Genomic DNA, 19068 nt, shown 5'->3' with positions numbered 1-19068 from the left:
GCGGCTCACGGGAAGAGACGAGCGTGATCAGAACTTGTCTCGTCGCATGGGGATGTAATCCGAGTCCGTTGCATTCATTCTCTGGTGCGTGCTGTTGCGGGGTGCGCCGAAGCTTTCCTGGACCCCGAGCGCTTTGCCCAAACCCAGTGGCGCCAGGTTGGCGTAACGAGTTTCGATGTGATCGGCCGGCACCCGGTAGGTCTCGTGCCAAATCCCGATGTCGCCGGTACCGGCGGCATCCCGGTTAAAGGCCGCCCAGGCTGGAGCGTGTGCGAATGAAGGGTTCTTCGCGAACTTGCCGAGGTCTTCGACGTTGCGCCAGTACTGCACCACGATGACGTCGCGGCCGGCCCGGTACGTCTTGGCATGAAGCAGGCCCAGATCGGGATTCTTGGCCAGCTGCATCAGCATCCGGGGCATCGCCACGAACGTCGGGAACCAGCTGCGTACCTTGCGCCACCGGTGGATGCGTGCGCCGATCAGAAACACCACCACCTCGCTATCCCCGACATCGGCGACAGAGCCACCCGCGAGCACACCCTCGGGCACACGTCGCGGGGCATTGCGATAGGCGCGGGGGATCATATTTCGTGTCATCGCAGCTCCTATGCTAGATAGTGGAAGTATCTAGCATAGGATAGTGCCGCTATCCACTGTTGGTGGTCAACCCCGGCCGCGTAAGGAGTTCGAGTGCGCATCTCCGAGCTTTCCCAGCAGACTGGCGTCACCGTAGCGACCATCAAGTACTACCTGCGCGAGGGTCTGTTGCCGCCCGGAAGCAAGGTCAGCGAACGGCACGCCAATTACGGTGACCATCACGTGGCGCGGCTTCGACTGCTGCGAGTCCTGCGCGAGGTCGGTGCAATCCCGGTCGCCGACCTCAAGGAAATCGTGGACGCGGTTCAGAACGAATCGCTGTCCGTACACCAGATGTTCGGCGCCACCTATGACGCACTGGCGCGTTCGTCGGATGCCGCGAGTCAGCATGATCGTGCGCTGGCCAGCCAAGTCGTTGAGCAGGCCGGCTGGACACAGGTGCGCCCGGACACGCCCGCGCTCGACCAGCTTGCTGGTCTGCTCGGGGTGCTCAACGACTTGGACTGGCCGCTCGATTTGCCCAACGCTGCAACCTATCTCGGGCTCGTCAACGCCATCGCCGCCTATGAGGTCAGCAGGCTGACCGCAGCCGACCTCCAAGCTGACCGAAACACAGTGGTCCAGCAGATGGTGGTAGGCCAGGTGGTATTCGGTCAGTTGTTACTCAGCTTGCGGCGGCTCGCACACGAACACCACAGCGCCCTCAAATTCAATGAGAACTTGCCCGCCACCACAGACACCTCGCCACCGTTGTCTTACCGCGCCATGTTCGTGAACCGCGAGAAGTGAAGCTGGTGCGCCACAGTGATATTCGCTGTCGGGCCGTTACGGTGCTTGCCCAAGATGATGTCGGCTTCACCGCCGCGTGGGTCTTCACGGTCGATCGCGTCGGGACGGTGCAGCAGTAGGACCATGTCGGCATCTTGTTCAAGCGACCCCGATTCGCGCAGGTCAGAGACTTGCGGACGCTTGTCGGTGCGCTGCTCGGGACCACGGTTCAGCTGGCTGATCGCGATCACCGGCACTTCAAGTTCCTTGGCCATCAGTTTGAGGCTTCGGGAGAAGTCCGAGACTTCCTGCTGACGCGACTCGTACTTCTTGCCCGAGCTCATCAGCTGCATGTAGTCGACGACCACGAGCTTCAGATCCGCCTTCTGGGCCAGCCGCCGACCTTTGGCGCGAATCTCCATCATGGTCAGGTTCGGCGAGTCGTCGATGTAGAGCGGCGCCTCACTGATCTCGCTCATCCGACGGGCAAGCTTGGTCCAGTCGTCATCGCTCATCCGGCCCGAACGCATGTCGGCCAGTTTGATTTTCGCCTCGGCCGAGAGCAGTCGCATCACGATCTCGGACTTGCTCATTTCCAGCGAGAAGATGACGCTGGCCATCCGGTGCTTGATGGAGCAGGACCGCATGAAATCCAGGCCGAGGGTGGAATTGTGCGTAGGAACCATCGACCGACTCGCCAAGTACATGTGGTCCGCATTGTCGACCTCCACGCACCGGACCGGCACTGTCGCTACAGGTCGAACGTCAACGATGAAGCGCGAGTTCGACCGCGCTGCGCTGACGGCATGCCGGCGTTCCTTGTGCAGCAACGTCTTACGGTGCAGGCCAAAGACATCATCGGGCGTCGAAAAGGTGATCGTGAATGACGTTGACGACGACTCGCTGCGACCTTTGACCCGCTTGGTCGATGTCTGGCATCGATATCCCAGGCTCACCACGAGCTCGGCGAAGTCCGCGGCAAGGCGCCGGTCCGTCACAGCGAACTGCACCGCTCCTCCGGAGGTAACCGTTCCATCCGTGTCCAGCAGGCCGGCCAGGAGTGCACGCCGCTGCGCTTCAGACGCTCGAAGGTACTCGGTTGGAATGTGTTTGGCGCCCAAGACCCCGATCGTCCGTAGGCGTGCCTGCAGTGTGCCCACGGTGTTGCGGCAGGCCTTGCATAACCGCAGCCCAGACGACGGCTGACCACATCTTGGGCACTGCGGAGCTGGCACCGGCTCCGATACAAACCGGGCGCGTCCACCGCAACTACGGCCGCAGGTATGCACCTGGCAAGTCTGTGGCACAAAGCCAGCACCGCAGACCACGCACGATCGTTTCACTGGCCCGGGCTCTGCTGCCAGGAGGATTTGGTAGCGATACCGTGCGGAATCAGACTTTCGCGCGAGGAACCCTTCGGCCTCGATCCGAACGATGATCTCCGGGTCCGCCGTCGTAATCTGCGCGGACGCTGACGTCCCGTCGCCCAGCCAGGCGCCCAATGTATATGGCGGAACCAACAGGTCTCGCTCTTCGCTCTGGAGCGCGACGGTGTTGGCCACCGAATGATTCAGGCGACGGTCTGCAGTTTCGCACCGCAACGTGTCGACGATCTCCGTGGTCGTCCGTACAGCGGCAAATGTCCGCTGATTCTTATGACCGTTGTAGCCCGCCGCAGCCGACTGTGCGGATCGCCTCGAGGCTCTCGTTTCGGTCAGCCACTGGTGCTGGGCATCGGCGACAATCACTGTGCCGTCTGAGAATTCGACCTCGAAGCACGGCCGGTCGAGCATGATATCGGTGGCCGCGACGACGCGGGTGGGCTCACCGTCAGCGCCAATGAGATGGTCGCCCACGGCGACGTCACCCATCGTGGTCCATCCGTTCGGTGTCGGAAGCGGCGTATCGAGCGCCAGCGCCTTCCCGACGCCAGGCCTGGCCGCGATGATGACCATCTGTCCGGGGTGCAGGCCGTTGGTGATCTCGTCGAATTCGGTGAACCCGGTCGGCACACCGCGCGAGATGCCGCCTTGCGACGCGATCGCATCGATCTCGTCCATCGTGGGCTGCAGCAGGTCCTCGAGCGCGACAAAGTCCTCCGACGCACGGCGTTCGGTCACGTCGTAGATCTCGGCCTGCGCCCGGTCGACCACATCGGAGACATCGGCACCGTCGGCCCCGGCGTAGCCGTACTGGACCACCCGGGTGCCCGCCTCCACCAATCGGCGCAACAGCGACTTGTCGGCGACGATGGCGGCGTAGAAGCCCGCGTTGGCAGCGGTCGGCACGGTGGAGATCAGCGTGTGCAGATAAGGCGCCCCGCCGATGCGGCGCAACAGCCCGCGGTTATCGAGTTCGGCAGCGACGGTGACAGCGTCGGCGGGTTCACCCCGGCCGTAGAGATCCAGGATGGCGTCGTAGACGTTCTGGTGCGCCGGACGGTAGAAGTCGCCGGGACGCAGCCGCTCGAGCACGTCGGCGATCGCGTCCTTGCTCAACAGCATGCCGCCGAGGACCGCCTGCTCGGCCGCCATGTCCTGCGGCGGCTGCCGGCCGAAATCCTCTCCAGGCGGAGGGCCATCCGTCTCCGAATTCGGATGCCCCAGGTCGTCCACCACCGCCACGGACTCCCCACCCCCTTCCGAGACCGGCCTCACGGCTGGCTCGAACATTTATTCGAATCGGTACTGCGACTGTAGAACAGGGCTCCGACAAAGCTTCTGACGGCGCTGCGACGCACCACGGTAGACCGTTGCTGGCACTGCCCGAAACCACCCCTGTTGATCAACCTGTGGATGGTGTGGGGATAGGTCTCGGTCGCAGTGTTGAGCCTCTGGGGAGAACCTGTGGATCATTTCTCGGCGATCTGTTGTTTTACCAGGTCAGAGTCCCATAGAGGTTGTCAGTAATTGTGTATGGAAAGTTCTTCGGCGTGTCGTGTCGGGTTGCGGTCCCGGGCGTGTTGTGTTGCGCCCAGGGACCGGGCGGGTTAACACCGAGTGAGGTTCGCTGTCCAGAGTTTCCCGCAGCGAGTTCGCCAGAGATGCAGCAACGCCCGGGCGGGAACCCCTAAGGGTCCCCACCCGGGCGGTTGAGTGCTCGCAGAATGACTCCGCTACGGATTGCTCCGCGTCGGGGTTACTCGGCTACGACGTTCAGCGACACCTTGGCTTCCACCCCGGTGTGCAGCCGAACGACGATCGGATGCGTGCCGACCGACTTGATGTGTGCCTTGGGCAGCTGCACCGTGCGCTTGTCCAAGTTGGGCCCGCCGGCCTTCTTGATCACGGACACGACATCGGCCGCGGTGACCGAGCCGAACAGCTTGCCGGTGTCGCCCGCGGCGTGAACCGGCAGCGACACCTCGCCCAGGTTCTCCAGAGCGGTCTTGAGCTCGTTGGCGTGCTCGACGCCGCGGATCTCCTTGGTCTCGCGGGCGCGACGGATCTCGTCGGCCTGGCGCTCGGCGCCACGGGTGGCAACGATGGCCAGCCCGCGCGGCAGCAGGTAGTTACGGCCGTAGCCGTCCTTGACCTCGACGGCGTCGCCTGCGACACCCAGGTGCTCCACCTCAGCGGTGAGAATCAGCTTCATTGGTCTGCCCCCTACCGCGTCGACGAACCGAAGGGCAGCAGAGCCACCTCGCGGGCGTTCTTCACGGCGATGGCGACATCGCGCTGGTGCTGGACACAGTTGCCGGTCACCCGACGGGCACGGATCTTGCCGCGCTCGCTGATGTAGGTGCGCAGCAGCGCAGTGTCTTTGTAATCGATGATCTGCCCCTTGCCCTTCTTGGAGCAGAACACGCACTTCCGAGTCTTGACCGGCTTTTCCGGTGCCGGCCGCCTCTTAGTGGTCTTGGCCATTGGTTATCTCTTCCTTGCAAAAATTTCGATGTTGATCAGAACGGCGGCTCGTCGTCGGCCCCGCTGAAGGAGCCCGACGCGGGCGCACTGCCCCACGGATCGTCTTTGGGCTCGGCCGGGCGCGAAGCCCCGCCGCCACCGCCGAAGCCACCGCCTCCGCCACCACTGCGGCTGGCCTTGTTGACCTTGGCCGTGGCGTAGCGCAGGGACGGACCGATCTCGTCGACCTCGACCTCGACAACGGTGCGCTTCTCGCCCTCGCGGGTTTCGAAGGAACGCTGCTTGAGCCGACCCGTGACGATCACCCGCGAACCCCGGGTGAGACTCTCGGCCACGTTCTCGGCCGCCTCACGCCAGATGTTGCACCGAAGGAACAGCGCCTCGCCGTCCTTCCACTCGTTGCTCTGCCGATCGAACATCCTCGGCGTCGAGGCAACGGTGAAGTTGGCGACAGCTGCGCCGGACGGAGTGAAACGCAATTCCGGGTCAGCGGTCAGGTTTCCGACAACTGTGATGGTGGTGTCACCAGCCACGAGATCCTCCTGGGATAGGCATGTCCGTTTGCGCGAAGCCTACGTAGCCCCGCCGACGACTGACAGCCTTTAGTGCTTGTCCGTCCGCATCACCTTGGTCCGCAGCACGGACTCGTTCAGGTTCAGCTGACGGTCGAGCTCGGACACGGTGGCCGGTTCAGCCTTGACATCGACGATGGCGTAGATGCCTTCGGCGTGCTTGGCGATCTCGTAGGCCAGCCGGCGGCGGCCCCAGATGTCAACCTTTTCAACACTGCCACCGTCCTTGCGGATGACGTTCAGGAACGTCTCCAGCGAGGGAGCTACGGTGCGCTCGTCGAGTGTCGGGTCGAGAATGACCATGATTTCGTATGGACGCATAAGGAACCCATCACCTCCTATGGTCGTTGCGGCCACGGCGTGTCCGTGGCAGGAGGGTCGCCTGCGTCGGCAACCGGCCCAGGCTACCCGAAAGCGCCCTGATCTGCGAAATCCGTATAGGGTGAGCCCGTTGATCTTCGAGGATCGGGGGACTCTGTGACCTATCCCAATGGGCCATACGGCCAGGGCTTTCCCGAGCAACCCGGCTACTCCCAGCGGCCTGCGTATCCCCAGCAACCGGGCTATCCGCAGCAACCTGCCTTTGCACAGCAGCCGAGCTACCCACCTCAGGGCTACCCGCAGCATGGCTATCCGCAGCATCCCTACGGCCTGCCGCCCGCGCCACCTGCCTCACCGAGTGGGGCCACCGGCATCACCGCGGGTGTTCTTGCCGGCCTCGGCGGCCTGGCGAACTTTGTCGGCGGCCTCGCCATGGCCTTCGGACTTTCCGTAATTATTGGCGGATCGTCCGATGTGGCCAGTTCCTCCGAGGGCGTGTGGACATCACTGATCGCCATCACGATGTTGAACATCGTTGCCGGGCTGCTGCTTCTGGTCGGAACGCTGACGTTGTTGCTGCGCAAGATGATTGGTCGCTGGCTCGTGGCCGCAGGATGTGTGGTGTCGATTCTCAGCACCCTGATCAACCTCACGTTGACGCCCTCGGCCATCGCAGACTACGAGTACGACCGCGGCGTAGGTGCTGATCTCGTGGGTGTCATCTTCCCCATCGCGACGCTCGTGCTGGTGCTGCTGCCGTCCACCGCTGCGTGGATCAGGGCGAAGCAGAATCCGGTTGCGCCCCAGTTCTATCCGCAATACCCGGGCTGATTTCCTCTCTACAGGCCCGCCATCCACTCACGATCGGAGTAGCAGTGACCCCTCCTCCAGGATCCGAGGATCAGGAGAATCCGCTCGACGAACCCCGGCCGGAGGGACCCCCGCCGGAGGCTTCGTCGAGCGGCATCACGGCGATCGTCACGGCGGTCCTGGCCGGGATCGGTGCCCTGCTGACCCTCGGTAACGGCATCGCCGGCCTTTCCGGGCTCGCCGCACTGGCCGGTGACGCGGGCTTGCGAACTCTGGCCCTCAGAACCCCTGGGGCACTGGCGCTGACGGTCCTCGCGACATTGCTGAGCGTCGTCTGCGGTCTCCTGCTCCTGGCCGGCACGGTGGCGCTGCTGCGACGCAAGATGACCGGCCGTCGGCTCATCGTCATCGGCTGCGCTTTGATCATCCTCGGCAGCCTGATCAGCCTCGGGCTGAATCTCGCCACCACGGCCCGCTACGGGTCCTACGGCATCAGCGGGCTGGCAATCTTGAGTCTGGCGCTACCGATCGCCACGCTCGTGGTGGCGTTGCTCCCGTCGACCACGGCGTGGATCCGGGCGAAACAGGATCTGGTGGCTGCTACCTAACGCCTGCTACCGCAGGCCCAGCTAACGCCCATGCCGCCTTGCCCCGCGCAATCCGGATAAAGTGAGCCCGTCAACGTTCGAGACTCCGGGGGGATCTGTGACCTTTCCCAGCGGTCCCTACGATCAGGGCTTCCCGGAACAGCCGGGCTTTTCCCAACAGCCCAGCTTCGGAATCCAGCCCCCGATCTACTCGCACCAATCCGGCTTCGGACAGCAGCCCGGCTATCCGCAGCCGGGGTGGCCACAGCAGCCCGGCTATGCGGGCGGTTCTCAGCCGACACCGTCGCGTGGCCCGAGCCGAGCCTCGGCGGTCATCGCCGGAATCCTGGCGTTACTCGGCGGACTGTTCGGCGTCTTCTACGGCGCAGTGGTCGCGGCCGCCACGTTCGGTGACCGTGATTTCGATGCCATGGGTGCTGTCGTCAGCGTGTTCAGCGTCGCCTTGGGACTGGTGCTCTTCAACGGGGCGCTACTGCTGTGGCGGCGCAAGCCGATCGCCCGCCGGCTGATTGTGGGCGGATGCGCCGTAGTCATCCTGTTCGGGATAACCGCCCTCGGCGACATCCTCATCGGCGTCACAGGCGAGCCCAGTCGGGAGTTCGATTCAGTCGACACCCCCATCATCGCGGGTCTCGCCTTTCCCATCGTGACGCTTGTACTGACGATGCTGCCGTCGACCGAGCGATGGATCCAAGAGAAGCCGAGTCCGATTGCAGCCCAATACTATCCGCCATATCAGCGTTGAGTGGAGCGCAGGCTGACATCAAGGATCAGGGGGATCGATGACCTTTCCCAGTGGGCCCTACGGTCCGGGATTCCCGGAACAGCCGGGCTTTTCGGACCAACCCAGTTTCCAGGCCCAACCGCCGATCTTTTCGCACCAGCCCGGCTTCGGAGCACAACCCGGATACCCGGGCGGTTCTCGGCCGACACCATCCGGTGGCCCTAGCGGTGCCACGGCGATCATCGCCGGCATTCTGGCGCTGCTGGGCGGACTTTTCGGCGTCTTGTTCGGCGCACTGGGCTTGGCCGTCATGATCGGTGATCATGATTTCGACGCCATGGGCGTTATCTTCAGCCTGCTCGGCTTTGCCTTCGGACTGGTGCTCTTCAACGGGGCGATTCTGCTGTGGCGGCACAAGATGATCGGCCGCTGGCTCATCGTCGGCGGATGCGCTGTGGCCATCCTGCTCGGTCTGCTCGGCTTCGCCGAATTGTTCATCGGCATCTCCGGTGCACCCACCCACGATCTCGGCGCGTTCGCCATGCTCGCGGTGCTCGGCTTCGTTTTCCCGATCTTGACGCTGGTACTGACCCTGCTGCCGTCGACCGCCAAGTGGATCTGCGCGACGCGAGATCCGCAGGATCCGGTTGCGCCTCAGGTTTATTCACCGTTCCAGGGATATCCCCCGCATCAGGGCTATCAGGGCTGAGCGGAAACCGGCTCCGCCGGGGCCGGTTCGATGCGCACCCGGTCAGCCGATGGTCGCAGCCAGTCCGGCAGCCACCGCGGTGGGTCGTCGGACGCGCCGTCGAACACCCCGCCGGAGGGGTCATCGATGCGGCCGCCGTGCCGGACCAGGTCCAGCTCCGGGCGGTAGATCTGACGAACCACCAACGCACACAGCACGATCACCGCGAGATCCCGCAACAACACGGTGACGGTGAACCACTGCTCGGGCAGGCCTTTGTTTGCCTCGCCGTACAGATAGAGCATGCGCGGCACCCACACCAGGGCATCGATGGTCATCCACGCCAACAGGATTCGGCGGTGCGGCAGCGCCAGCACCGCCAGCGGCACCAGCCACAGCGAGAACTGCGGGCTCCACACCTTGTTGGTCAGCAGGAAGGCGGCGATGACCAGGAACGCCAGTTGCGCCAACCGGGGCCGCTGCGGCGCCGTCAGTGCGATGTAGCCGATCGCAATACAGCACGCCGCGAACAACACCGCGGTGACGGTGTTGAGCACCGTCGGCGGCTGCCAGAAACCCAGGTCCGGATCGAAGCCCTGCCAGTCGCTGAACGACTTCACCACGTTGTACAACGAATCCATGTCGTCACCGCGACGGGTGTTGAGCCGGAAGAACTCTGACCACCCGCGCGGGAACAGCACCATGATCGGCAGGTTGACGATCAACCACGTCACGACCGCGGTCAGCGCGGTCTTGCCGACCTCCCGCAGACGCCCGGTGCGCAACCCGAGCAGGATCAGCGGAACGAACAACAGCAGCGGATAAAGCTTGGCCGCCACGCCGATTCCGATCAGCGCACCGGCCCACACCGGCTTACGTCGGGCCCACGCCAGCATTGCGCCAGCCGCAGAGGCTGTCGCGAGCGCATCGAAGTTGGTGAACACCTGGAAGATCACGATCGGTGAGCCGGCCACCAGCGCGGCATCCCACACTCGCCGGCCGGCCAGTCGTGAGGTGGCCCAGATCGTTGCCAACCAGGCCAGCGCCAAACCGAACGCGGCGATATTGAAGAACATCACCACCTCGGCCACGAGCGGGACCGACACCAGCTTCGTCAGCGCGGTGTAGGTCTTGGCCAGCGACATCGACGCGTACTGGTAAAGCCCGGTCAGCACCGGGTATTCCATGTAGCGGATCGCCGGGCTGCCGTCGTACTGCAGGCGCGGCTTGCCGGTGGCGTCGTTCTCGACCCAACTGGACTTGTAGGGAAACTTGCCCTGGTTCAACAACTCTGCGGTGTAGAGCGGAACCGTGTCGGAATAGCACAGCTCGTAATAGGCCCGGTTGTTCTCCCAGTTCGCCACCCGCTGGCCGGCAGTTCCGCTGCCCGTCGTCTGCAGGCACGCGGCCTTGGACGTATAGCCCAACGCCAGGAACACCACCGCGATCACGAACATCACCCGCAATGGCGTCATGAACCGTGACCGGCCGATCAACGCGTGTCGGCCGACGGGGCCGCCCACGGTCTGCGACAGCGCCTCGGCCAGCCGGTCGTTGCGGCTGGGGAGGTCGCGGTCGTCGGCGCTCCGCCGGTCTTCTGCCGGCGGAGCCGGCGAATCCAACCCTGCCGGCGGAGCCGGCGAATCCAATCCCGACGGCGGAGCCGGCGCATCCAACCCTGCCAGGGAAGCCGGGGCTAGCCGGTCCGTCACGGAGGCGGCGGGGGCATCGGGACTTCCGGCCCGCCGGGCACGACAGGTGCTCCCGGTGGCGGTCCGATCGGCACCGTCGTCGGAGGGCCGATCGGGATCGTGATGCCCGGGGCCACTTCGATGGTCGGCTGGATCACGGTCTCCGAAGGCATCACGGATACCTGCGGGCCGTTGGGAAGTGTTCCCGGCGGCGGGGCCACCGGAGCCTGCGGCACGCCCGCATAGCCACCGATCTCAGTCGGCTTCGGGAACGACTCGTTGTCCGTGCCCTTCAGCGCGCCGTCCATCGTGGATTTCCAAATGTCCGACGGCAGTCCGGATCCGTAGACCGGACCACCGCCCGGCGTCTTCAAAGGTTTCACGCCCTCGGAGGTACCCACCCAGACCGCGGTCGAAAGCGACGGCGTGTAGCCGACCATCCAGGCGTCGCGGTTGTCGCCGGTGTCGCCGAGCTGATTCGTGCCCGTCTTGGCCGCCGAGGCGCGTCCACCTGCCAGGTTGTGTCCCTTCGACCAACCGGCGATCGGCTGCATCGCCGAAGTGACGTTGTCAGCCACTGCCTTGTCGATGCGCTGTTCACCGTTGTCCTGGCTGGAGGCGTCGAACAACACCTGCCCCGAGGAGTTCACCACCTTCTGCACGAAGTGCGGCTTGTGATAAACGCCGGAGGCCGCGAGCGTGGCGTAGGCGGAGGCCATGTCGATCACCCGGGACTGGTACTGGCCGAGCACCACACCGTTGTTGGGCGGGCCGCCCTTGCCGTCCTCGGACAGCGTGTGCTCGACGCCCGGGATACTCTCGGCCACGCCGGCATCGTGTGCGGCCTTGGCGACGTCCTCGGGACCGTGCTCCAGTTTGAGCATCAGCCGGTAGTAACTGGTGTTCAGCGACCGCTTGAGCGCCTCGGCGATGGAGCAGGTGCCGCACCCTTCACCTTCGACATTGCTGATCTTGATGCCGTTGACGGTGACCGGGCCGCTGTCTACCTGATAGCCCAGGCCGATCCCCTGTTGCAGGGCAGCGACCAGAGCGAACACCTTGAACGACGAACCTGTCGGCAGACCGGCCTGCGCGAAGTCGAAGCCATTGGCATCTGAGCCGCCGTAATAAGCCTTGACCGCGCCGTCGCGGGGATCGATGGACACCGCCGCGGTCCGCATGTCGGAATCCTGGCCGTCCATGTACTTGGACACCGCGTTCTCCGCGGCCTGCTGAGCCTGCGGATCGATCGTGGTGGTGACCTGCAGCCCCTCGGTGTTCAGGGCCTGCTCACTGATATCGAACAGATCCAGCAGTTCCTTCGTGACCTGCCGCTCGATCAATCCGTTCGGACCGGTGGTCTGGTTGGCCTGGCGGGCCTGGTCCGGTGGCACGGTCGGCGGGAACACCTGTCCGGCCCGATCCTGGGCTGACAGCGCACCCATGTCGACCATGCCGTCGAGCACCCAGTTCCACCGCTCGGCGGCGCCCTCGGGATCCACGGCGGGGTCCAGCGTCGACGGGCGCTGGATCAGCGCGGCCATCAGTGCACCCTCGGCGACGGTGAGTTGTTCGACCGGCTTGTCGAAGTACGCCTTGGCTGCCGCCGCGATCCCGTACGAACCGCGACCGAAATAGATCATGTTCAGATACGCCTGCATCACAGCGTCTTTGGACCATTCGCTGGCCATCTTGGTCGAGATGACCAGCTCCTTGGCCTTACGGATCAGACCGCCGATGCCGGACCGCTCGTCACCGACGAGCGCGTTCTTGACGTACTGCTGGGTGATGGTCGATCCGCCCTGCAGATCACCGCCCACCAGGTTGTTCTTGATCGCGCGCAACAGCGCTGTGAACGAGAACCCCGGATTTGTGTAGAAGTCGCGGTCCTCGGCGGCCATCACCGCGTTACGGACGTGCTCGGGGATCTTGTCGATTCCGACGTCGACCCGGTTCCCTTCCGGCGGCACGATCTTGGCGATCTCGCTGCCGTCGCTGGCCATGATGGTCGACACCTGGTTCGTCCGGATGTCACCGGGCTGGGGGACGTCGACGATCATGTAGGCCATACCGAAGGTGACCAGCGGAAGCAGGATCATCGCCACCACCGCGGCTATCGACAGGCGTCGAACCAGCTTCCAGTTGATGTGGAACTGCGGGGTCGACTTCGGCCCAGACGGCCCAGACGGTCCGGACGGACCCGAGGGCCCCGACCCACGCCCGCCTCCCGGCGGCGGAGGGGGCGATTTGGGTGGCGGCGGTTTCGGCGGGGTGGTGCCGTCCATCGCCGCCCTGACGACGTCCAGCGGGGCCGGCCCGCCGTCACGCACCGGAGGCAGCACCGTGGTGAGCCGATCATCCGGCGGTATCGCCGGGCGACCGGGACGACCCATGGGGCCGTTCGGCCGTCCCGTGGGCGCATTGTCCGCCGGCGGCCGCACATCCCGGGCCGGCGGCCGCTTCTCACGAGGGGGCGGCGGGTTCTCGCGCGCGCCGAGTCGGTCAGCCGCACTACGGATGTCGTTGGCTGACCGGCTGTGGCGCCCTTCGTTATTCACTGGCCGTACGCGCCGACTTGCGCGTGCCTCGAGTGCCACGTGCCTTCGGCGGCCGAGGCGCGCCCAGGACATATGACTTGACCAAATGATTCCAACTGCAGGTGCGGCATACCTCAACCACATGGACTGCGAACTCGTCGTAACGAGTTGCCAACATCACCAGCTCCTCCGCGGTGCGCGCCGAGCCCGAAACCGGGCCCAGATGATCACCGAAAACCCACGACACCAGCGTGAGCTGCTCTTTACGGCAGATAGGACACATCACCGAACTTTGCTTGCCGTGAAACTTTGCCGCGCGCAGCAGGTACGGGTTGGCATCACAGACCTCCGTGACGCCGGTGCGCCCCGAATAGACCTCAGCCAGCAGGGACCGCCGCCGAAGCGCGTAATCCACCACCTGTCTCTGCAATCGCACGATGACCAGAGTACGTCGACCCCCTGGACCCCGAGGCGCGACCGCGTCACACCTCTTACGATCATCGGCGTGGCAACTCGGCAGCCCTCGAACACGCGGGCCAAAGACAGCGATCGCAACGACACCTGCAAAGTGCTCGACAACGCGCTGGGCGAGGGCCAGTTGTCCATGGAAGAACACCGCCAACGGGTGTCGGCCGCCACCAACGCCACAACCCTGGGCGATCTGGCCCGCCTGGTCGACGATCTGCAGAACGCCAATTCCCCGGTGCAACTGCCGACGCTGACCAAGCCGCGCCTGCCGCGCATGAGCAAGCCGGGCGGAGGCTGGGGCCTGCGGGTGGCCTCGGCCGCCGTGCTGGTCGTGCTCGGCGTGGGCATCGGCTGGGGCCTGTACGGAAACACCTCGTCGCCGCTGAGCTTCAACCCCGACCCTGGGGCCGTGCCGGACGGCATCGCCCCCGTGGTGCTGACCCCGCCGAAACAGCTGCAATCGCTCAACGGGGTGAACGGACTGTTCGAGCAGATGCGCCAGAAATTCGGCAACACCATGGGCTACGAGCTGCACATCGATCCGGACTCGGCCATGGCCTACCGACCGGATCCACAGGACAGCCGGAAGAAGGTGTACTACCGATACACCGGCGGCTGGGGTGACCCGGGCTCGCCGGACACCCTGCGCGACGAGGACCGCCTCGTCGACCTCGCGGCATTCGACTACGAGAAGGCCCTCGGCATCTTGCGGGGCGCACCCGAAACCCTCAACACCAAGCGCGATGACGTGAAGAGCGCGTGGATGCGCATCACACCGTCCGAGGATCCCTCCACACCCGATGCCGTCAACATCGCAATCGTCGTGAGCAGCGACTTCGGGGGCGGGAACATCGACCTGTATCCCGACGGCACCATCAAGGAGATCTACCGCAACAGCAGGTGAGTAGAACTCGCCGCCGAGCTGTCGTCGTCGCTGCTCGGGCTCCCTTCGTCACGCCGGCGTGACGCTCGAGCCCGGCAGTCACTCCAGCGTGACTATCGGCCAATACTTGGCACCAAATATATCGGCGCGATACAGTTTGGCGAGGTGTTGATCCGTCGTAGCGATCAATTCCATCTGATCTGTCGAAAGGGGTGATCTCGATGCTGGAGCTCGCAGTTCTCGGCCTCCTTCTCGAGTCGCCCATGCACGGCTATGAGCTGCGCAAGCGATTGACGGGTCTGTTGGGGGCGTTCAGAGCGTTCTCGTATGGCTCGCTCTACCCGGCATTACGTCGCATGCAGGCCGATGGCCTGATCGTCGAGGACGCCGCACCTTTGGGACCGACCAAGGTGCGCCGGGCTCGACGGGTGTACCAGCTGACCGATGCCGGCAAGCAGCGATTCACCGAGTTGGTCGCCGACACGGGACCGCAGAACTTCTCCGACGACGGTTTCGGTGTCCACCTCGCCTTCTTCAACCGCACTCCGGCCGAGGCCAGGATGCGAATTTTGGAGGGGCGGCGTCGTCAGGTGGAGGAACGCCGGGAAGGTCTGCGTGAAGCCGTGGCGCGGGCCAGTAGTTCGTTCGACCGCTACACCCGTCAGCTGCACCAACTGGGCCTGGAGTCCAGTGAACGAGAAGTCAAATGGCTCAACGAGTTGATCGCGGCCGAGCGCACGGCGCAGGGACACCCAGAAAGCCCATGAGCACAGCGCCGCAGATGGCCCCAGGCCGAGCACACAGAACGAGTAAGGAGATCGTCCATGTCTGAGCACGCAGGAGAAATCCGGGTCGCCATTGTCGGCGTCGGTAACTGCGCATCTTCCCTGGTCCAGGGCGTGCAGTACTACCACAACGCCGACGAGAACACGTCCGTGCCGGGCCTGATGCACGTGAAGTTCGGCCCGTACCACGTCCGCGACGTGAAATTCGTGGCCGCGTTCGACGTGGACGCCAAGAAGGTCGGCTTCGACCTGTCCGAGGCCATCTTCGCCTCCGAGAACAACACCATCAAGATCGCCGACGTGCCGCCGACCAACGTCACGGTGCAGCGCGGCCCGACCCTCGATGGCATCGGCAAGTACTACGCCGACACCATCGAGATCTCGGACTTCGAGCCCGTCGACGTGGTCAAGGCACTCAAGGACGCCAAGGTCGACGTGATGGTCTCCTACCTGCCGGTGGGCTCTGAAGAGGCCGACAAGTTCTACGCCCAGTGCGCCATCGACGCCGGCGTGGCCTTCGTCAACGCGCTGCCGGTGTTCATCGCCTCCGACCCGGTCTGGGCCAAGAAGTTCGAGGACGCCGGTGTCCCGATCGTCGGTGACGACATCAAGAGCCAGGTCGGCGCGACCATCACCCACCGCGTGATGGCCAAGCTGTTCGAAGACCGCGGCGTCACGCTGGACCGCACCTATCAGCTCAACGTCGGCGGCAACATGGACTTCCTGAACATGCTGGAGCGCTCGCGCCTCGAGTCCAAGAAGGTCTCCAAGACCCAGGCCGTCACCTCCAACCTGACCGGCTCGTTGGCCGGCAAGATCGAGGACAAGAACGTCCACATCGGCCCGTCCGATCACGTCGCATGGCTCGACGACCGCAAGTGGGCCTATGTGCGCCTGGAAGGCCGCGCCTTCGGTGACGTGCCGCTGAACCTGGAGTACAAGCTCGAGGTGTGGGACTCGCCGAACTCGGCCGGCGTGATCATCGACGCGGTGCGCGCCGCCAAGATCGCCAAGGACCGCGGCATCGGCGGCCCCATCGAGGCAGCCTCTGCCTACCTGATGAAGAGCCCGCCCAAGCAGATCGCCGACGACGTCGCGCGCATCGAGCTGGAGACCTTCATCGAGGGCTAGTTCTTTCACCGAGAGTGCGGTGAGATCGCGAATATCCATCCGGATGCGATCTCACCGCACTCTCGGCGTATAAAGGGCCCCGTGGTTGCCGACGACGAATTGGCCGGTCTGGACGAGTTCGGCCTCCTGCACGAAAACGCCGAGCAGATCGGGGCGAGTGGTCCGTTGCCGCCGGTCGAGCGCATCGAGCAGGGGCCGATCAGCGCGCTGAAGTTCGGCACCGCCGCCCCGCGCATCGTGTTCCTGCACGGCGGCGGCCAGAACGCCCACACCTGGGACACCGTCATCCTCGGCCTCGGGCAGCCCGCCCTGGCCGTCGATCTGCCCGGCCACGGGCGTTCGGCCTGGCGCGAAGACGGCGACTACGGCCCGAAACTGAATGCGGCCACCCTGATCCCGGTGCTCGAAAAGCACGCCCCCACTCCAAGACTGGTGGTCGGCATGTCGCTTGGCGGGTTGACCGCGCTGCGGATCGCGGCGACCGAGCCCCGGCTGGTACCCGAGCTCGCGCTGGTCGACGTCACGCCGTCGGCACCCGAGCGGCACAACGAGATGACCAAGGCGCAGATGGGCACCGTCGCCCTGGTGCAGGAGAACCGCACCTTTCCGACGTTTCAGGCCATGCTCGACGTGACCGTCGCCGCCGCCCCACATCGGGACCGGAATTCGTTGCGGCGCGGCGTGTTCCACAACTCCAAGCAGCTTCAGGACGGCACCTGGACATGGCGGTACGACACGTTCCGCAAGGGTGACGGGTTTGACGGCTTGTGGGACGACGTCCCGGCGATCACCATGCCCACCACCCTGATCCGCGGCGCCAACTCATATTTTGTCAACGACGACGACGCCGAGACGTTTGCAAATAACGCACCGGGCTTTCAGCGCACCCACGTCGTCGCCGACTCCGGCCACTCCGTGCAGGGCGATCAGCCGGCCAAGCTGGTCGAGATCTTGCGTGGCCTGCTGAGCTGATCCACTGATCCCCGGGGCCCGGCACCAAACCGGGCCCGCACCGCAACGGCGTGGGTAGGCTCGAAAAAGTGAGCCATCCCATACGCATCGGAGTGCAACTGCAGCCGCAGCACTCCCCCACCTACAGTCACATCCGCGACGCGGTGCGCCGCTGTGAGGACATCGGCGTCGACATCGCCTTCAACTGGGATCACTTCTTCCCGCTCTACGGCGATCCCGACGGTGCACACTACGAATGCTGGACGATGCTCGGCGCCTGGGCCGAGCAGACCTCGCGCATCGAGATCGGCGCACTGGTCAGCTGCAACTCCTACCGCAACCCCGAACTACTGGCCGACATGGCCCGCACCGTCGACCACATCTCCGGCGGCCGGCTCATCCTTGGCATCGGAAGTGGTTGGAAACAAAAGGATTACGACGAGTACGGATACGAGTTCGGCACCGCGGGCAGCCGCCTGGACGATCTGGCCGAGGCGCTGCCGCGAATCGAGGCCCGGCTGGCCAAACTCAACCCGGCACCCACCCGCGAGATCCCGATCCTCATCGGCGGGCAGGGCGAACGTAAGACCTTGCGGCTGGTGGCCGAGCACGCAGACATCTGGCACGCCTTCGTCGACCGCAACACCTACCCGGGAAAGGCGGAGGTACTCGCCGAACACTGCGGCGTCACCGGCCGCGACCCGGCGACCGTACAGCGATCGGCAGGGGTGCAGGAGTCCGGCGGTATCGACGCCATGCTCACCGAGGCCGATGCCCTGACCGATCTGGGGGTCAGCATCATCACCGTCGGCGTCAACGGTCCGGACTACGATCTGACCGCTGCCGAGGCCCTTTGCCGGTGGCGCGACGGGCGGCGCGCAAAGTTCAGCGGCTGAGCTGAGGCCACTCACGTCTCCGATCGGGCGGGCACGTGAGAAACTGGCGAAACGCCAACGCACGGGGGGTGTGCGTCCCGACTCAAAGGGGGAGTTACCAAGGGTGCCCAAAAACTACGGGGTCAAGGAGAAGGACCAGGTTGTCACGCACATCATCAATCTGGTGATGACGGGCAAGCTGCGGTCCGGTGACCGCATCGACCGCAACGAGATCGTGCGTGACCTCGGGCTCAGCCGCGTCCCGATCCAGGAGGCAGTGGTTCAGCTCGAGCACGACGGCATTCTCTCGACGCGATATCACCGCGGTGCGTTCGTCTCCCGGTTCGACGAGGCAACCGTGGCCGAACACCACGAGTTGTACGGGATCCTCAACGGCATCGCCTCGGCTCGCTGCGCCACAAACCCCACTCCGCGGATGCTGGCTCACCTCGATGACGCGTTGCGGCTCATGCGTTCAGCAAAGGACACCAAGACCTTCCAGGAGGCGTGCTGGGTGTTCCGCGACACGATCAACGACGAGTACGCCGGGCCACGCCTGCACGCCACCATCCGCGCCGGTAAGAGCTTCGCGCCCTCCGAATTCTGGATCAGCTACCCGAAGGCCAAAGCCGATTTTCTCCCCGGCTACGAAGCCGAAACCGCCGCCATTCACGCCCGCGATCCCGACGCCGCCCGCACGGCCTGCACCGAGCGCGCCGACCGGATGGCGCAGATCATGATCGCAGAGCTCACCCGGCGCGGAGTGTTCGGCGACTTGCGGTCCCCTTGAGCG

20 protein-coding genes are annotated in these 19068 nt (G+C 64.8%); 11 read left to right on the top strand and 9 right to left on the bottom strand.

The genetic code is table 11. From position 1 onward, the window contains the following. Positions 1 to 27: 27 nt before the first annotated feature. A complete protein-coding gene (locus ACZY08_RS04995; protein ID WP_463743460.1) occupies positions 28 to 597 on the bottom strand; it encodes a DUF4188 domain-containing protein in 570 nt (189 codons plus the stop codon). A gap of 93 nt (positions 598 to 690) precedes the next feature. On the opposite strand from ACZY08_RS04995, the gene ACZY08_RS04990 reads away from it, so the two are divergent. Then, on the top strand, positions 691 to 1386 hold the full coding sequence (locus ACZY08_RS04990; RefSeq protein WP_463743459.1) for a MerR family transcriptional regulator: 696 nt from the start codon (positions 691 to 693) through the stop codon (positions 1384 to 1386). Here ACZY08_RS04990 and dnaB read toward each other — a convergent pair. The 5 genes from dnaB to rpsF all read right to left on the bottom strand — a co-directional run bounded on the left by dnaB (position 1353) and on the right by rpsF (position 6124). Further along, positions 1353 to 3989 carry a replicative DNA helicase gene (dnaB, locus tag ACZY08_RS04985; RefSeq protein ID WP_463743458.1) on the bottom strand — a complete coding sequence of 879 codons (2637 nt, stop codon included), beginning with the start codon at positions 3987 to 3989 and terminating at the stop codon, positions 1353 to 1355. The two genes, ACZY08_RS04990 and dnaB, sit on opposite strands and share 34 nt — an antisense overlap. A gap of 514 nt (positions 3990 to 4503) precedes the next feature. Beyond that, complete coding sequence (gene rplI, locus ACZY08_RS04980; protein WP_463743457.1) at positions 4504 to 4959, bottom strand: 50S ribosomal protein L9; 456 nt, start codon at positions 4957 to 4959, stop codon at positions 4504 to 4506. A gap of 11 nt (positions 4960 to 4970) precedes the next feature. Further along, positions 4971 to 5231, bottom strand: coding sequence for a 30S ribosomal protein S18 (gene rpsR / locus ACZY08_RS04975; RefSeq protein WP_135459648.1), 261 nt, complete (start codon positions 5229 to 5231; stop codon positions 4971 to 4973). A 35-nt stretch (positions 5232 to 5266) separates the two neighbouring features. Continuing rightward, a complete protein-coding gene (locus ACZY08_RS04970) occupies positions 5267 to 5764 on the bottom strand; it encodes a single-stranded DNA-binding protein (protein ID WP_463743456.1) in 498 nt (165 codons plus the stop codon). Between the two features lie 69 nt (positions 5765 to 5833). Next, positions 5834 to 6124: a 30S ribosomal protein S6 gene (rpsF, locus tag ACZY08_RS04965; RefSeq protein WP_463743455.1), complete on the bottom strand. Its 291-nt coding sequence runs from the start codon at positions 6122 to 6124 to the stop codon at positions 5834 to 5836. 156 nt (positions 6125 to 6280) lie between these two features. Between rpsF and ACZY08_RS04960 the strand changes: the two genes are divergently transcribed. From ACZY08_RS04960 to ACZY08_RS04945, 4 genes are all read left to right on the top strand, one after another. Next, positions 6281 to 6955, top strand: coding sequence for a hypothetical protein (locus ACZY08_RS04960; protein WP_463743454.1), 675 nt, complete (start codon positions 6281 to 6283; stop codon positions 6953 to 6955). Between the two features lie 44 nt (positions 6956 to 6999). Next, the gene (locus ACZY08_RS04955) at positions 7000 to 7542 is read left to right on the top strand and encodes a hypothetical protein (protein WP_463743453.1); all 543 of its coding nucleotides are present in this window, start codon (positions 7000 to 7002) and stop codon (positions 7540 to 7542) included. A gap of 97 nt (positions 7543 to 7639) precedes the next feature. Then, positions 7640 to 8287, top strand: a complete 648-nt coding sequence (locus ACZY08_RS04950) for a hypothetical protein (protein WP_463743452.1) — start codon at positions 7640 to 7642, stop codon at positions 8285 to 8287. A 37-nt stretch (positions 8288 to 8324) separates the two neighbouring features. Further along, complete coding sequence (locus tag ACZY08_RS04945; protein ID WP_463743451.1) at positions 8325 to 8975, top strand: hypothetical protein; 651 nt, start codon at positions 8325 to 8327, stop codon at positions 8973 to 8975. On the opposite strand, the gene ACZY08_RS04940 is transcribed toward ACZY08_RS04945, so the two are convergent. The 3 genes from ACZY08_RS04940 to ACZY08_RS04930 form a co-directional block, all read right to left on the bottom strand. Beyond that, positions 8966 to 10603: a glycosyltransferase family 87 protein gene (locus ACZY08_RS04940; protein WP_463744149.1), complete on the bottom strand. Its 1638-nt coding sequence runs from the start codon at positions 10601 to 10603 to the stop codon at positions 8966 to 8968. The genes ACZY08_RS04945 and ACZY08_RS04940 overlap by 10 nt on opposite strands. A gap of 59 nt (positions 10604 to 10662) precedes the next feature. Then, positions 10663 to 13038, bottom strand: a complete 2376-nt coding sequence (locus ACZY08_RS04935) for a transglycosylase domain-containing protein (protein ID WP_463743450.1) — start codon at positions 13036 to 13038, stop codon at positions 10663 to 10665. Positions 13039 to 13195: 157 nt separating this feature from the next. Continuing rightward, positions 13196 to 13618 carry a DUF5318 domain-containing protein gene (locus tag ACZY08_RS04930; RefSeq protein ID WP_029109243.1) on the bottom strand — a complete coding sequence of 141 codons (423 nt, stop codon included), beginning with the start codon at positions 13616 to 13618 and terminating at the stop codon, positions 13196 to 13198. A 69-nt stretch (positions 13619 to 13687) separates the two neighbouring features. Here ACZY08_RS04930 and ACZY08_RS04925 point away from each other — a divergent pair, with 69 nt between their 5' ends. The 6 genes from ACZY08_RS04925 (at position 13688) to ACZY08_RS04900 (ending at position 19065) form a co-directional block, all read left to right on the top strand. Continuing rightward, on the top strand, positions 13688 to 14554 hold the full coding sequence (locus tag ACZY08_RS04925; protein WP_463743449.1) for a DUF1707 SHOCT-like domain-containing protein: 867 nt from the start codon (positions 13688 to 13690) through the stop codon (positions 14552 to 14554). 200 nt (positions 14555 to 14754) lie between these two features. Beyond that, on the top strand, positions 14755 to 15300 hold the full coding sequence (locus ACZY08_RS04920) for a PadR family transcriptional regulator (protein ID WP_029109245.1): 546 nt from the start codon (positions 14755 to 14757) through the stop codon (positions 15298 to 15300). A 57-nt stretch (positions 15301 to 15357) separates the two neighbouring features. Continuing rightward, positions 15358 to 16449 carry an inositol-3-phosphate synthase gene (locus ACZY08_RS04915; RefSeq protein WP_463743448.1) on the top strand — a complete coding sequence of 364 codons (1092 nt, stop codon included), beginning with the start codon at positions 15358 to 15360 and terminating at the stop codon, positions 16447 to 16449. Positions 16450 to 16530: 81 nt separating this feature from the next. Continuing rightward, a complete protein-coding gene (locus ACZY08_RS04910; RefSeq protein WP_463743447.1) occupies positions 16531 to 17421 on the top strand; it encodes an alpha/beta fold hydrolase in 891 nt (296 codons plus the stop codon). A 50-nt stretch (positions 17422 to 17471) separates the two neighbouring features. Next, a complete protein-coding gene (locus ACZY08_RS04905; RefSeq protein ID WP_463743446.1) occupies positions 17472 to 18296 on the top strand; it encodes an LLM class F420-dependent oxidoreductase in 825 nt (274 codons plus the stop codon). Positions 18297 to 18399: 103 nt separating this feature from the next. Beyond that, the gene (locus tag ACZY08_RS04900) at positions 18400 to 19065 is read left to right on the top strand and encodes a GntR family transcriptional regulator (protein ID WP_463743445.1); all 666 of its coding nucleotides are present in this window, start codon (positions 18400 to 18402) and stop codon (positions 19063 to 19065) included. Positions 19066 to 19068: the final 3 nt, after the last annotated feature.

It is taken from the genome of Mycobacterium sp. IDUB_9, assembly GCF_055419505.1.
The sequence above is the reverse complement of the archived record's forward strand: the minus strand, read 5'-3'. Positions and strand labels throughout refer to the sequence as shown.